Source organism: Haloactinopolyspora alba (assembly GCF_003014555.1).
In the GTDB taxonomy this organism is placed as follows: domain Bacteria; phylum Actinomycetota; class Actinomycetes; order Jiangellales; family Jiangellaceae; genus Haloactinopolyspora; species Haloactinopolyspora alba.
In genome coordinates, this window is sequence record NZ_PYGE01000005.1 from 163445 (window position 1) to 178302 (window position 14858).

9 protein-coding genes are annotated in these 14858 nt (G+C 71.2%); 7 read left to right on the forward strand and 2 right to left on the reverse strand.

Features of this window, described 5'->3' with window-relative positions:
• The first annotated feature begins 242 nt into the window (after positions 1 to 242).
• The 6 genes from CLV30_RS09115 (at position 243) to CLV30_RS09140 (ending at position 10973) form a co-directional block, all read left to right on the forward strand.
• Positions 243 to 2720 carry a LamG-like jellyroll fold domain-containing protein gene (locus CLV30_RS09115; RefSeq protein ID WP_106537023.1) on the forward strand — a complete coding sequence of 826 codons (2478 nt, stop codon included), beginning with the start codon at positions 243 to 245 and terminating at the stop codon, positions 2718 to 2720.
• Between the two features lie 85 nt (positions 2721 to 2805).
• Positions 2806 to 5940, forward strand: coding sequence for an MGH1-like glycoside hydrolase domain-containing protein (locus CLV30_RS09120; RefSeq protein ID WP_205740814.1), 3135 nt, complete (start codon positions 2806 to 2808; stop codon positions 5938 to 5940).
• Between the two features lie 93 nt (positions 5941 to 6033).
• The gene (locus tag CLV30_RS09125; protein WP_106536890.1) at positions 6034 to 7146 is read left to right on the forward strand and encodes an ABC transporter substrate-binding protein; all 1113 of its coding nucleotides are present in this window, start codon (positions 6034 to 6036) and stop codon (positions 7144 to 7146) included.
• A 23-nt stretch (positions 7147 to 7169) separates the two neighbouring features.
• Positions 7170 to 8900, forward strand: coding sequence for a sugar ABC transporter ATP-binding protein (locus tag CLV30_RS09130; protein ID WP_205740813.1), 1731 nt, complete (start codon positions 7170 to 7172; stop codon positions 8898 to 8900).
• A 43-nt stretch (positions 8901 to 8943) separates the two neighbouring features.
• A complete protein-coding gene (locus CLV30_RS09135; RefSeq protein WP_420841996.1) occupies positions 8944 to 9912 on the forward strand; it encodes an ABC transporter permease in 969 nt (322 codons plus the stop codon).
• Entirely contained in the window at positions 9909 to 10973 is a 1065-nt protein-coding gene (locus CLV30_RS09140; protein ID WP_240723300.1) for an ABC transporter permease, read from the forward strand. The genes CLV30_RS09135 and CLV30_RS09140 overlap by 4 nt, the downstream gene beginning before the upstream one ends.
• A gap of 97 nt (positions 10974 to 11070) precedes the next feature.
• On the opposite strand, the gene CLV30_RS09145 is transcribed toward CLV30_RS09140, so the two are convergent.
• Positions 11071 to 11937, reverse strand: a complete 867-nt coding sequence (locus CLV30_RS09145; RefSeq protein ID WP_106536892.1) for a phytanoyl-CoA dioxygenase family protein — start codon at positions 11935 to 11937, stop codon at positions 11071 to 11073.
• A gap of 100 nt (positions 11938 to 12037) precedes the next feature.
• Between CLV30_RS09145 and CLV30_RS09150 the strand changes: the two genes are divergently transcribed.
• Complete coding sequence (locus tag CLV30_RS09150; protein WP_205740811.1) at positions 12038 to 13060, forward strand: LacI family DNA-binding transcriptional regulator; 1023 nt, start codon at positions 12038 to 12040, stop codon at positions 13058 to 13060.
• Between the two features lie 3 nt (positions 13061 to 13063).
• Here CLV30_RS09150 and pgm read toward each other — a convergent pair whose 3' ends face one another.
• Positions 13064 to 14734 carry a phosphoglucomutase (alpha-D-glucose-1,6-bisphosphate-dependent) gene (pgm, locus tag CLV30_RS09155; protein WP_106536894.1) on the reverse strand — a complete coding sequence of 557 codons (1671 nt, stop codon included), beginning with the start codon at positions 14732 to 14734 and terminating at the stop codon, positions 13064 to 13066.
• Positions 14735 to 14858 lie beyond the last annotated feature (124 nt).

Genomic DNA, 14858 nt, shown 5'->3' on the forward strand with positions numbered 1-14858 from the left:
GGACGGTAGCGTGTCGAGCCCGAATCGTGATCTGAGTGTTTCCGATGGAACATGTTTGATTCGGTTGACATCTGAGGGTGACAACGATGGACTAGGCCCACTCGCATGCCCGTTCTGCGCCGTGATGTCCCGGCGCGCAACGCGAAAGGGGTACGGCAGTGAAGCTGATTGATGCACCGACGCGTGGCCGATGGCGCCGTGGACTGACGCTCGCGGCAGTAGGCGTGCTGGGGGTGTCCGTCATGACGGTCCCGGCGGGCGCGGCCGACGACGCCGCGCAGGGCCCGCCCGGCACCGGCCCGGAGGCGGCCGACGGCTGGACGCCGGGCGAGCCGCCGCTGACGACGCCGTGGACCGACGAGGTCGGCCCGGACAACGCCCTGCCCGAGTACCCGCGGCCGCAGCTCGTCCGGCGGGACTGGGAGAACCTGAACGGCGTGTGGCAGTTCGCTGCGGCGGCCGAGGGTGAACAGCCGCCGTTCGGCGAGACGCTGGACGAACGGGTGCTGGTGCCGTACCCGATCGAGTCCGCGCTGTCCGGGATCCAGCGACACGAGGACCGGATGTGGTACCGGCGGACCTTCGAGGTGCCGCCGAACTGGCACGTCGGCCGGGGTGAACGCCTGATCCTCAACTTCGGCGCCGTGGACTACGACGCGCGGGTCTGGGTGAACGGCGAGGAGGTGACCTCGCACCGCGGCGGCTACGACAAGTTCTCCGTCGACATCACCGACGCGCTGACCGGCGACGGTCCGCAGGAGCTCATCGTCTGGGCCGAGGACCTGACCGACGCCACGCAGCAGCCGGTCGGCAAGCAGCGGCTGGTGCCCGACCGCGGCATCTTCTACGAGGCCAGCTCCGGCATCTGGCAGACGGTCTGGATGGAGCCGGTGCCCGAGGCGCACGTGACCGGGCTGAACATGACGCCGGACATCGACACCGACACGCTCACACTCGGCGTCGAGGCCGCAGCGGCCGAGGGCATGTCGGTGCAGGCCATCGCGTACGACGACCACCGGCCGGTGGCGCGCGCCACGGGCGCCGCCGACGAGAAGCTCGAGCTGGAGATCCCGGACGCGAAGCTCTGGTCGCCCGACAACCCGCACCTGTACGACCTCAAGGTCTACCTGATGGACGGCAACCGCCGCGTCGACCGGGTGGAGTCGTACTTCGGCATGCGCGAGGTCGGCATGGCCAAGGGTGAGGACGGCAAGCAGCGGCTGACGCTCAACGGCGAGATCCTGTTCCAGATGTCGACCCTGGACCAGGGGTACTGGCCGGACGGGCTGCACACCGCGCCGACCGACGAGGCGCTGCGCTTCGATCTCGAGAAGCACAAGGAGATGGGGTTCAACACCGTCCGCAAGCACATCAAGGTCGAACCGGATCGGTGGTTCTACCACGCCGACCGGCTCGGGCTGCTCGTGTGGCAGGACATGCCCTCCGCGCGGCCGGACCCGATCCAGGGCCAGTGGCGCGACCAGTTCGAGTCCGAGCTGTTCGAGATGGTCGAGGAGCACGATCACTGGACGTCGGTGGTCGCGTGGGTGCCGTTCAACGAGGGCTGGGGCGAGTGGAGCCAGGAGCGCACCGGTGAGCTCGCCGAGCGGATCAAGGAGATGGACCCCACTCGACTCGTCAACGCGCACAGCGGTGTGAACTGCTGCGACTCGCTCGGCGACTCCGGCAAGGGCGACATGATCGACTGGCACGACTACGTCGGGCCGGCCACGCCGATGCCGGACGAGAACCGGGTGGCCGTCGACGGCGAGCACGGCGGGTTCGGCCTCGAGGTCGAGGGCCACATGTGGTTCGGCGAGGGGCACGCGTACGAGATGACGCCGAACAAGGAGGCGCTGACCAGGCGCTACGTCGAGAACCAGCAGGACGTGCTGGAAGCGGCGAAGACCTGCGGCATCTCGGCGGCGGTCTACACCCAGATCACCGACGTCGAGCACGAGGTCAACGGACTTCTGACCTACGACCGCAAGGTCGAGAAGATGGACTTCGACCGGGTGCGGGCGATCAACGAGAAGATCATCGCCGAAGCCGACGGATCCGGTGAGGGTGTGCCCGATCCCGACCCGGGCACACCCGGTCTCGACGGCATCTCGTTCTACCCGTTCAGCGAGGGCTCGGGCACGACGACCGCCGACGCGGTGGGCGAGCACGACGCGACGCTCGTCGGCGGCCCGTCCTGGACCACCGGCGTCGACGGTTCCGCGGTGGAGTTCAACGGCGACGGCCAGTTCGCCGACACCGGCGCGAGCATCCTCGACACCACCGGCAACTACAGCGTGTCCGCGTGGGTGAAGCTGAACGAGGCGGGCGGCCGGTTCCAGACCGCCGTGTCGCAGGACGGCGACGGCACCAGCGGGTTCTTCCTGCAGTACTCCGGCGCGGATCAGCGGTTCGCGTTCTCGTTCGCCGGCCTGCGTGCGTTGTCGCCGGAGAAGCCGGAGACGGGGCGCTGGTACCACCTGGTCGGCGTCCGTGACGCGGCCGCCGGGACGATCGAGCTCTACCTGGACGGTGAGCGCGTGGCCACGCGCGACGCCTGCGTCGCCGACGACGCCACCGGCAACACCGTCATCGGCCGCGCACAGTTCGGCGGCAACCAGGTCGACTTCCTGAACGGTGCGGTCGACCAGGTGCGGCTGTTCGACCGGGCCCTGGACGCCGGTGAGGTCGGCACGCTGTACGGCTCCGGCCAGAACTGACGGACGAAACCCCGACGTGGTGCGGGTGCGGCCGACGCCGCGCCCGCACCACCGGCGAAACCCGAACTGTCGAGGTGAGGCGACGATGACACTCGAGAACCGGCGTGGCCGCCATGCCGTCGGTACTGTCCGCGGGCGAGGCGTTCTCGCCGTCACCGGCGTGCTCGCCATGACGGCTCTGACCGCGACGGCGACTCCGGTCGCCGAGCGTGCGGCGGCGCAGCCGCACGGGTCGGACGCGGCGCAGCCCGCGCCCCGGACCGGCACCGGGCCGTACCCGGAGGTCGGCGCGGGAACCTCGGTGCTCGACCACGGCGCGCTGCTCGGCGACGTCGTCGAACCGGCCTGGTACGAGGCGAACGTCCCGTTCGTCGACCTCCCGGACGAGCAGATCGAGGACACCTACTACTACCGCTGGCGGGTGGTGAAGGAGGCGCTGAAGTACACCGGTCCCGAGGACGGCTGGATCGTGTCGGAGTTCCTCGGACCGGTCGGGTACTCGGCGCCCAACGGCGGCATCGTCGCCGCGGCGGCGCACCATATCCGCGAGGGCCGCTGGCTACGCGACCACCGCTATCTCGACGACTACGTCGACTACTGGCTGCGCGGTTCCGGGTCCGGCCCCAAGCCCGCGACGGACTTCCTGAACGAGAACACCACCGACTGGGCGCATCAGTACTCGTTCTGGGCCGCCGACGCCGTGCTCGCGCGGGCCCGCGTCGACGGCCGGCTCGACCACGCGATCGACCGGCTACCCGAGCTGGAGAAGCAGTGGAAGGGGTGGTCCGGGCAGTTCGACGACGAGGTCGGGCTCTACTGGCAGACGCCGGTGTGGGACGCGATGGAGTACACGGCGAGTTCGTACCAGAGCGACGACCCCTACCACGGCGGTGCGGGGTTCCGGCCGACGTTGAACTCCTACCAGTACGGCGACGCGCGGGCGATCGCGCACCTGCTGCGGCTACGCGGCGATGAGGGCGACGCGGCGGCGGCCGAACGCTACGAGCAGCGCGCCCGGCAGTTGAAGCGGAACCAGGAGCGGTGGCTGTGGGACCCGGCCGACGAGTTCTACAAGCACGTCATGCGCGACGACAACCCGGACCGGTCCCGGCTGGCCGACCGCGAGCAGATCGGGTTCATCCCGTGGTACTTCCACATGGCGCCGCCGGAGAACGCCGCCGCCTGGTCGCAGCTGACTGATCCTCAGGGCTTCGCCGCGCCGTACGGCCCGACGACGGTCGAGCGGCGCAGCCCGTGGTTCATGCACGAGGCGAGCGACGGATGCTGCCGCTGGAACGGCCCCAGCTGGCCGTACTCGACGAGCCAGACGCTGACGGCCCTGGCCAACCTGCTGATCGACTACCCGGACCAGCCGCACGTCGACCGTGCCGACTACTACGACTCGCTGCGCAAGTACGCCCTCACCCAGCGCAAGGACGGCGAGCCGTACGTGGCCGAGGCGCACCATCCGGACGAGGACCGCTGGCTCTACGACAGCGCCGGACACAGCGAGGACTACAACCACTCGACATTCAACGACCTGGTGCTGTCCGGGCTGCTCGGCGTCCGCCCGCGGACCGGTGACAGCGTCGAGATCGCGCCGCTGGCGCCGCGGGACTGGGACCATTTCGCCCTCGAGAACCTCGCCTACCACGGCCGTAACCTGACCGTGCTGTGGGACCGGGACGGCTCGGCCTACCGGAAGGGCGCGGGCCTGTCGGTGTGGCTGGACGGCGAGCCGGTGCACCGACAGGATGACCTCTCGCCGGTGACCGTCGACGTGCCCTCCGGGACGGACGAGCCGTTGCCCGAGGTCGTCGACGATCTCGCCAACGTCGACGGGACCGGGTACCCGTCGGCGAGCGCCACCTACACCTTCGGCACCGACAGTGCGGCCAACGCGATCGACGGCCAGGACCTGCACATCGACACACCGTCGTCGCGGTGGACGAACTACGCGAGCCCGAACGACGAGGACCGGCTCACGCTCGACCTGGGCGTGCCGACACCGGTATCGGACATCCGGCTGTCGTTCTACGACGACGGCGGCGGCGTGCGCACCCCGGACGCGTACCGGCTGGAGTACCGGACGGATGCGGGCGACTGGCGCGACCTGCCGGACGGGCGCCGGAGTCCGGCTTCGCCGCGGCGTGGCGTCCTGAACCGGGTGCTGCTCGACGAGCCGGTGCTCACCGACGGGCTTCGGCTGACCGCGACCCGCGAGGACGGTGGAGCGGTCGGCGTCAGCGCCTGGCAGGCGTGGCGGGCCGAGGACCCCCGGCTGACCGTCGGTGTCGACACCGGCGCCGAGGACGTCCTCGCTGTGCGGGCGGGCGAGACCGCCGAGGTCGCCACCACGGTGACCGTCGACGACGGGGCCCGCGCGGTTGTGGTGAGGCCGAAGCTGCTGGTGCCGCGCGGCTGGGAGGTCTCATCCCTGGGGCGGACCAGGCCGACTCCGGTGCGAGCCGGCGAGACACTGCGGACCCGGTGGGAGGTGACGCCGCCGGACGACCTGGCGCTCGGGTCGACGGCGCCGCTGCGGGCCATGGCCAAGTCGCGGCTGCCGGGAGGGGCGCGGCGAAGCACCGGCGCTGTCGCCGAGACCGAGTCCGTCTTCGACCCCGCCGACTTCCCGGAGACCGCATGGGTGGACGACTTCACCGACGACCGGGTCGCCCGCTACCGGGTGGACCGCCCGTTCGGTGAGGCGGCCGCGGAGCTGACGGTCGCGGACGGCGCGCTGACCGCCACGTCGGAAGGGCGGTCGGGGTTCGTGCTGGCGGCGCCGGTGGACGCGTCGCCGCACGGGACGGCCGTGATCGTCGAACCGCGTAGCTTCGCCGGCACGTCGCCGGAGGACAGCATCTTCGCCGGGCTGTCCGGCGGGGACGGCGACAGTGTGCTGGCCTGGTACAACAACCACCACGGCACGTCGGCAGTCGACATCAGGGCGGGTGGGAGCAGCCACGGCCCGCCGGCCAACGGCGGCTGTTGCGCCGACGTCACCTGGGAGCCCGGCGACCGTTTCGCCGCCGTCATCCAGGACGGTTCCCTGACCAGCTGGATCGAGCATGACGGACGGTGGCGGCGGATCCACACGGCACCGTTCTCGGTCGCCGTCGACCGCGACGTCGTGCACGGATGGTCGCCGGCCATGGGCCTGCGGCTCGAGACCGGGGAGCTCTCCCTCGAGCGGTTCACGGTGCGCACCCGCTAGCGGCCGTCGCCGTCCATCCGACCAGCACACGACCCCCCAGTTGCACTCCCGTGCCGCGCGGCACGGGTGGAAACCCAGTGAAGGAGACAGGAAATGTCGGGTAACACCAGATCGCGCCGGACCGTCCGGCTGCTGAGCCTGACGGCGGCCGGCGCACTCGCCTTCGCCGCCTGCACCAACACCGGCGGGGAGGACGGCTCCGGCTCCGACACCACCGCGGCCGCCGGCGAAGGTGACGCGCAGGTCGTCCGCGAACCGACGGAGGAGCCGACGGGCACGGGCTGCACCATCGACAGCTACGGCAACGGCAACGTCGAAGGGGTGCCGCTCGCGGAGGCCACCGTCGGGTTCTCCCAGTCCGAGCCGGACACGGCGGCGTTCCGGGCAGCCGAGACCAAGTCGATCAAGGACGAGGCCAAGAACATCGGTGTCGCCGAGCTGATCGTCACCAACGCCAACGGCGAGCTGCCCAAGCAGATCTCCGACATCCAGGACATGCTCAACCAGGGCGTCGACTACCTCGTCGTCGCGCCGGTGAACTCCGACGGGCTCGACCCCGCGCTGGACGCCGCACGCGAGAAAGGCGTCCCGGTGCTGACGATCGACCGCAAGGTCACCAACGAGCACTGCACCGACTACATCTCGTTCCTCGGCTCGGACTTCTACCAGCAGGGCACCCGCGCAGCGGACGCGATGAACGAGGTGACCGGCGGCGAGGCGAACGTGGCGATTCTGCGCGGCTCGTCGGGCAACAACGTCACCGAGGAGCGCAACGCCGGGTTCGTCGAGCATGCCGAAGCCGAGTACCCGGGCCTGAAGATCGTCGCGGAACAGACCGCCAACTTCGCCCGGGACGAGGGACAGGCCGTCACCGAGCAGCTGCTGCAGTCCAACCCGGAGATCGACGCCATCTACGCGCACAACGACGAGATGGGCCTCGGCGCGATGACCGCCATCTCCGCCGCCGGCCGGGCGCCCGGTCAGGACGTGAAGATCGTGTCGATCGACGGCACCCGCAACGCCGTCCAGGCGATCGTCGACGGCCGCTACAACGTCGTCATCGAGTCGAACCCGCGGTTCGGGCCGCTGGCCTTCCAGACGCTGCAGCGGTTCATCGACGGCGAGTCGATCCGCGAGGACATCGTCATCGAGGACGGCATGTACGACAGCAGCAACGCCGAAGCGGACCTGAGCAAGGCGTTCTGAGCCACGGATCGGGGGTGGATGCGATGACGGAGGAGACGACGGTGGCCGACGACGACGTGAGTGGCCCGGGCACGCTGCGACCGCCGGGCGCGGCGCCGCTGGTGCAGGTGCGCGGCGCCACGAAGTCCTTCGGGGGCGTGCAGGCGCTGCGCGGTGTCGACCTGACCCTGCTGCCCGGCGAGATCCACGCGCTCGTCGGTGAGAACGGCGCCGGGAAGTCCACCCTGATCAAGGTGCTCACCGGCGTGTACGCGCCGGACGGCGGAGAGTTCCGCTACGGCGGCGAACCGGTGCGCTTCGCCCGGCCCGCGGACGCGCAGCGTGCCGGGATCTCCACCATCTACCAGGAGGTCAACCTCGTCCCGCTGCTGTCCGTGGCCCGCAACATCTACCTCGGGCGGGAGCCGCGCACCCGGTGGGGCACCGTCGACGTCGGCGCCATGAACCGGCGCGCCGCACAGCTCGTCGGTGACCTCGGCATCGACGTCGACGTCACCGGCGAACTCGGCCGCCTCGGGCTGGGCGCGCAGCAGATGGTGGCGCTCGCCCGCGCCGTCTCGGTGGAGAGCCGCGTGGTGATCATGGACGAGCCGACCTCGTCGCTCGAGCCGGCCGAGGTGGAGACGCTGTTCGGGGTGGCGCGGAACCTGCGCCGCTCCGGCACCGCGCTGGTGTTCGTGTCGCACCGCCTGGACGAGCTGTGGCAGCTGTGCGACCGCGTCACCGTGCTGCGCGACGGGCACCACGTGCACACCGGGCCGATGGCCGAGCTGGACCGGGTGACGCTCGTGTCGCACATGCTGGGCAAGGACGCCTCGGAGGTGGGCGCGCAGGGCGTGACCGAGTTCGCGGGCAAGCACCGCCACGGCGACGCGCCCGTGCTGGACGCGTCCGGAATCGCCGTGCGCAGCCGGCTGAGTGACGTCGCCTTACAGGTCCGGCCGGGTGAGGTCGTGGGTCTCGGCGGACTGCTGGGGTCCGGGCGCAGCGAGACCGTCAAGGCGATCTACGGTGACCTCCCGGTGGAGTCCGGGCGCGTCTCCGTGGCCGGGCGCAACCTGCGTGCCGGCTCGGTGCGGCACGCGTTGAAGGCAGGGGTCGCGCTGCTGTCCGAGGACCGCAAGGCGGAGGGGATCATCCCGGACCTGTCGGTGCGCGACAACATCGCGCTGGCGGTGCTGCCCAGGATGGCCCGCGGCGGCATCGTGGTGGAGTCCCGGATCGACGCGCTCGTCGAGACGTTCATGACCCGGCTGAAGATCAAGGCCGCCGACACCGGACAGAAGGTGCGTGAGCTGTCCGGCGGCAACCAGCAGAAGGTGCTGATCGCGCGCTGGCTGTGCACCGAACCCACGGTGTTCCTGCTGGACGAGCCCACCCGCGGCATCGACGTCGGGGCCAAGCAGGAGGTTCAGGCGCTCATTGACGAGCTGGCCGGGCACGGTCTCGCCGTCGTGCTGATCTCGAGCGAGATGGAGGAGCTCGTCGAGGGCGCGGACCGGGTGGTGGTGCTGCACGCGGGCCGGGTCGAGGCGGAGCTGTCCGGATCGGAGCTCAGCCATTCGCGGCTGCTGACGGCGCTCGCGGGTGAGAGCGCGGATCCGGCCGACGACGGGCAACCGGCTGGCGACGACGGGCAACCGACCGACGGTGCCGGGCAACCGGCGGACGGCTCCGGGCCCTCCGCCGGCACCGGGCAGCCGACCGCTGCCGTGCGGACGGCCGCGAAGGAAGAGGAGGACGGACGTGGCTGATCACCGAGCACCGGTGCGTGAGCATGCGGACGGCGCCGCCGACGTGACCGCCGCGGACGGCGCGGACGGCCGGCGATCGTGGCGCCGCTTCGACATCCAATGGATCCGGCGCAACGGCGTCTACGTCGCCCTGGCGGCGCTGATCATGGTGAACATCGTGATCACGCCGAACTTCGTCAACGTGGCGACGTTACGGCTGCAGCTGATCCAGGTCGTCCCGGTGCTGATCGTGGCGCTGGGGATGGCCGTCGTGATCGCCACCAAGGGTATCGACCTGTCGGTGGGCGCGGTCATGGCGCTCGCCGCCGCCGTCATCCCGCTGTACATCGGCTACGGGGCCGCGCTGGCGATACTCGTCGCCCTGCTGGCCGGTGCGCTGAGCGGGGCGGTCGCCGGCAGCCTGGTCGCCCGGATCGGGGTGCAGCCGATCGTGGCCACCCTGGGATTGATGGTCGCCGGCCGCGGCCTCGCCAATCTGCTCGGCGGCGAGATCAAGAGCATCCGCGACCCGGGCATGAGAGCCCTGGGCACCGGCAGCGTGCTCGGCGTGCCGTACGTCGTGCTGGTGGCGATCGTGGTGACGGTGCTCGTGTGGTTCCTGGTCGCGCGGACCACGCTGGGCCGCCAGATCGTGGCCATCGGCGGTAACGCCCGTGCCTCGGTGCTGGCCGGGCTTCCGGTGGGCCGCGTGCTGCTGACCGCGTACGTCGTGTGCGCGCTGCTCGCAGCGGTCGCCGGTGTCCTGCTGACCGCCCGCTCGCAGGCCAGCGACCCGACCAGGCTCGGGCTGCTGATGGAGCTGAGCGCGATCACGGCGGTGGTGATCGGAGGTACGCCGCTCACCGGCGGTCAGATCCGCGTCGCCGGGACGGTGGCCGGTGCGCTGCTGTTGCAGCTGATCACCGCGACCATGATCGCCCACGACATTCCGGATTCCGTCGCGCAGATGGCGCAGGCCGTCATCGTCGTCGGCGCGGTGTACCTGCAGTTGGGACGGAGGGGACGCAGATGAGCGGGCCGACCATGGAGCGAGCGGGCGCGGCGCCGGACCGGGACCCTGCGAAGGGTGCCTCGGCCGGATCGCCGGGACCGGGCCCGCAGCCGGGTTCGGTCCGGCTGGGCCTGGGGATGCGCATCGCCGAGCTCGCGCAGCGGCAGGGTGCGCTCGTCCTGCTGATCGTGCTCTGCGCGGTCGCCTCCGTCGTCTTCCCGTCGTTCGCGACCGGGGCGAACCTGAGCAGCATCGCGGTGCAGGCGTCCTTCATGGCGGTCGTGGCGCTGGGCATGACGTTCGTCATCCTCGGCGGCGGTATCGACCTCTCGGTCGGCTCGGTGTTCGCGCTCGGCGGCGTCCTCGCGGCCTGGGCGTCGCAGTACGGGTTCGTGCCGGCGTTGCTGGTGCCGCTGGCCGTCTGCGGGTTCATCGGCCTGGTGCAGGGACTGATCATCGCCAAGGGCGGGCTCGCCCCGTTCATCGTGACGCTCGCCGGGCTGTTGTTCGCCCGTGGCCTGCTCCTTTTCATCACCGACGAGGGCACGACGACGTACAAGGTGCCCGAGGGCTCGGCGTTCCTGCAGCTCGCGCAAGGTGAGCTGCTCGGAGTCGGCTATTCGGTGTGGCTGCTGGTCGTCCTGTTCGCGATCGGTGCGCTGGTGCTGCACCGCACGTCCTACGGGACGACCGTGCTGGCCATCGGCGGCCAGGAGGACGCGGCCGAGCTGATGGGCCTGCCGGTCGTGCGCACCAAGGTGATCACCTACCTGGTCAACGGGCTGCTGGCCGGGCTCGGCGGCGCGCTGATCGCGTCGTACACCTCGTCCGGCGTGACGGTGCTGGGCGTGGGCATGGAGCTCGAGGTGATCTCGGCGGTCGTGCTCGGAGGAACGCTGCTGACCGGCGGCGCGGGGACGATCCTCGGGACCCTCGTGGGCGCGCTGCTGCTACAGGTGATCAAGAACGTCATCAACCAGGTCGGTTCGCTGAACTCGAACTGGCAGGCGGTGGTCAGCGGCACGATCCTGCTCATGGTGGTGAGCATCCAGAGCTACCTGGCCCGATCCCGGAGAGGTTGACGCCGCCGCTTCTTCTCATGATCATCGGCACTTTCCGGGCTATGTGGCCGGAAAGTGCCGATGATCATGAGAGCGTCCGATCGGGGCGGGGGAGCCGTCAGGCGTCGCCCATCATCAGGCCCTCGATCGTGTGCTTCTGCACGATGGGGGTGAGCTCGTCCACGACGGGGCAGGACAGGTGGTCGCGGACCTCCTGCGGCAGGGTCGCCCAGTAGCCCTTGGTGACGGCGAGGTCGTGGTGCTCGGCGTTGCCGGCGCCGGGAGCGTCGACGCCGAGCACCAGGACCGGACGCGACTTCTGCGAGTGGTTCTTGGTGCCGCGGTGAATGGTCAGCGCCGAGCGCGCCGAGATGTCACCCATCTGCGGGTACTTGCGCACGCCCAGTGACTCGTAACGCGGGTAGTGCGGCCGCGGCGGGAACATGTCGTGGCCGAACTCCGCGCTGTCGTCCCACTGCGTGCCCGGCGCGATCTCGAACGGGCCCATGTCCTCCGACGTGTCGACCGTGGTGACGTTGAACGCCAATGACGTCAGCTTCCCCGTCTGCCTGGTCTCCTCCGGCATCGGGAAGTCGCGGTGCCAGGGCTGGTTGACCGCCCCGGCGAGCGGGACGTCGAAGCCCACCTCGACGATCTGGTAGTCCGGGCCGAGCACGGCCGCGCACAGCGACGTGACCCACGGATGTGACACGAGATCCGCGAACCCGCGCAGCTGCTCCGGATGGATCTCGACGTAGTGGCGCCGTGGCCCGCGCCCGACAGCGCCGCCGGGCCGCGCCAGCGCGTCCTGGAACGCGGCCTCGACGTCCTCGCCGAGCTCACGCACCCACTCGCGGTCGAAGGCTCCGCGGCAGGCGACGATGCCGTCGCGGTACAGGTCGCCCACGAGCTCGGTGACCTCCTCGGACGGTTGGCCGAACAGGTGCTCGGGCCGGTTCCCGGCCGCCGTCGTCGGTTGGCTCATGGTGGTTCTCCCCTCCACGGGTGCGGTCGATTTGCAACGTAGCATGCCACGTTGCAACCCACGGATGGAAGAGCCTGCCGGCGTCTGCGACGATGAGCGGGTGAACCGGAGCCGAGGGCAGGCGCGGCCCAGCCTCAAGGACGTCGCCGCGCGTGCCGGCGTGTCGCCGCGGACGGTGTCCAACGTCGTCAACGACTTCCCGTACGTGGCGGCGGACACCCGCGAGCGGGTCCGCACGGTCCTGGACGAGATGGGATACCGGCCCAACGCGGCCGCACGGTCGCTACGGCAGGGCCGATCCGGGCTGATCGGCCTGGTCGTGCCCGAGCTCGACTCGCCGTACTTCGGCGAGCTCGCCGCGCTGACGGTGCGCGCCGCCGAAACGCGCGGCTGGGTGGTGCTGGCGGACCAGACCGACGGCGACGCCGAACGCGAGCGGCGGATGCTCGACGGGATGCGGCTGCAGCTCGTCGACGGGCTGATCTTCTCGCCGTGGGCGCTGTCGCCGGCCGAGCTGCGGGGGCGCGTCGACGCCGTCCCGCTGGTGCTGCTCGGCGAGCGCGAGCCCGGGGGCCTGATGGACCGGGTCGCCGTGGACAACGTCAGCGCGTCGCGCGAGGCCGTCGAGCACCTGGTCGGGTCCGGCCGCCGGCGGATCGCGCTGATCGGCGCGCAGCCGAACCTGCCCAACAACACCGCCGCCGAGCGCCTCACCGGATACCGCGCGGCGCTGCGCGCCGCCGGCATGACCCCCACGCCGCACCTCGAGATGCCGGTCGAGGCGCTGCACCGCGCCGACGGCGCCACGGCGATGCGGGCGCTGCTCGACCACGACCCGCCGGACGCGGTGTTCTGCGTCAACGACCAGCTGGCGCTCGGCGCGCTCCGGGTGGCCTACGAGCGTGGCCTGCGCGTCCCGGACGACCTCGCGATCTGCGGCTTCGACGACATCGAGGACGGCCGGTATTCCACGCCGGCGCTGACCACCGTGGCCCCGGCCAAGGAGCAGATCGCCGAACGTGCGCTGGACTGCCTGGCCAAGCGGCTCGGCCCCGCGTCGGTGAGCGACCCGTACCGCGACATCGTCGCCGAGCACCGCCTCGTCGTCCGCGAGACCACCTGACCGTCAGCCGGCCGACAGGGCGGCGTCGACGACGGCGCGGGCACCGTCCTGGATCCGGGCCAGGTGATCCGCCCCGCGGAAGCTCTCGGCGTAGATCTTGTAGACGTCCTCGGTCCCCGACGGACGTGCCGCGAACCACCCGGAGTCGGTGACGACCTTCAGCCCGCCCAGCGGCGCATCGTTGCCCGGCGCCCGTGTCAGCGTCGCCGTGATCGGTTCACCTGCGAGCTCGGTGGCATCGACCTGCTCGGGGGACAGCCGAGCCAGCACCGCCTTCTGCTCCCGCGTCGCCGGCGCGTCGACACGGGCGTACGCCGGGTCGCCGAACCGGGCGGTCAGCTCCCGGTAGTGCTCGCTCGGCGAGCGGCCCGTCGTCGCCGTCATCTCCGCCGCCAGCAGGCAGGCGACGATGCCGTCCTTGTCGGTCGTCCACACCCGGCCGTCGCGGCGCAGGAACGACGCACCCGCCGACTCCTCGCCGCCGAAGCCCACCGACCCGTCCAGCAGGCCCGGCACGAACCACTTGAAGCCCACCGGGACCTCCACCAGTCCGCGGCCGAGAGACGCCGCGACACGATCGATCATCGACGAGCTGACCAGCGTCTTCCCGACAGCCGCGTCGCCGGGCCAGTCCGGGCGGTGCTCGAACAGGTACGCGATGGCCGCGGCGAGGTAGTGGTTCGGGTTCATCAGGCCCGCGTCCGGCGTGACGATGCCGTGCCGGTCGGCGTCCGCGTCGTTGCCGGTGGCGACGTCGTAGGAAGCGCGCGTGTCGCCGCGCATGGTCTCGATCAGCGAGGCCATCGCCGACGGTGACGAGCAGTCCATCCGGATCCTGCCGTCCCAGTCCAGCGTCATGAACCGCCAGGTCGGGTCGACCAGCGGGTTGACCACCGTCAGATCCAGCCGGTGCCGTTCGGCCACCGCGGCCCAGTAGTCCACCGAAGCGCCGCCCAGCGGATCGGCGCCGATGCGCACGCCGGCGCCGCGGATCGCGTCCACGTCGACCACCGACGGCAGGTCGTCGACGTACGTGCCGAGGAAGTCGTACGCCGCGGTGGTGCCGGCCGAGCGGGCGCGCGCGAGTGGCATCCGGCGCACCCCGTCGAGACCGGACTCCAGGTACCGGTTGGCCGCGTCCTGGATCGCGCCGGTGATGTCCGAGCCCGCCGGGCCGCCGTCGGGCGGGTTGTACTTGAACCCGCCGTCCGAGGGCGGGTTGTGCGACGGGGTGACGACGACGCCGTCGGCATGACGAGTGGTCGTGCGTCGGGCGTCGGTGTTGTGTCGCAGGATCGCGTGCGACAGCGCCGGGGTCGGTGTGTACCGGTCACGGCTGTCGATCAGCAGCGTCACGTCGTTGGCCGCGAAGACCTCGACCGCGGTGGCCCACGCCGGCTCGGACAGCGCGTGCGTGTCGCGGCCCAGGAACAGCGGCCCGTCGATGCCGTGCGCGGCACGGTGGTCGCAGATCGCCTGCGCGGTCGCGGCGATGTGCGCGTCGTTGAACGCGGCGTCGAACGACGAGCCCCGGTGCCCGGACGTGCCGAAGGCGACGCGCTGCGCCGGGTCGGCGGGGTCGGGACGGGCGGTGTAGTAGGCGGTGACCAGCCGGGCCACGTCGACCAGGTCGTCCGCGCCGGCGGGCTGTCCCGCGCGTGGGGCGTCAGTCATCTCGTACCGTCCTCGGGAGTGTCGTCGCCGGAGAGCCGGGTAGGGAGTCGGGTGGAGGTACCGGGTCGGGAGCCGGTCCCGGACCGGGCCGTGCCTACCCTCCCGGGCGCACTCTAGGATGCCC

What these genes read in the sequence shown, in the direction of transcription:
- pgm (WP_106536894.1), bottom strand. Translation starts at nt 14,734, where the DNA reads ATGACTGACGCCCCACGCGCGGGACAGCCCGCCGGCGCGGACGACCTG.
- CLV30_RS09145 (WP_106536892.1), bottom strand. Translation starts at nt 11,937, where the DNA reads ATGAGCCAACCGACGACGGCGGCCGGGAACCGGCCCGAGCACCTGTTC.
- CLV30_RS09125 (WP_106536890.1), top strand. Translation starts at nt 6,034, where the DNA reads ATGTCGGGTAACACCAGATCGCGCCGGACCGTCCGGCTGCTGAGCCTG.
- CLV30_RS09120 (WP_205740814.1), top strand. Translation starts at nt 2,806, where the DNA reads ATGACACTCGAGAACCGGCGTGGCCGCCATGCCGTCGGTACTGTCCGC.
- CLV30_RS09130 (WP_205740813.1), top strand. Translation starts at nt 7,170, where the DNA reads ATGACGGAGGAGACGACGGTGGCCGACGACGACGTGAGTGGCCCGGGC.
- CLV30_RS09140 (WP_240723300.1), top strand. Translation starts at nt 9,909, where the DNA reads ATGAGCGGGCCGACCATGGAGCGAGCGGGCGCGGCGCCGGACCGGGAC.
- CLV30_RS09115 (WP_106537023.1), top strand. Translation starts at nt 243, where the DNA reads ATGACGGTCCCGGCGGGCGCGGCCGACGACGCCGCGCAGGGCCCGCCC.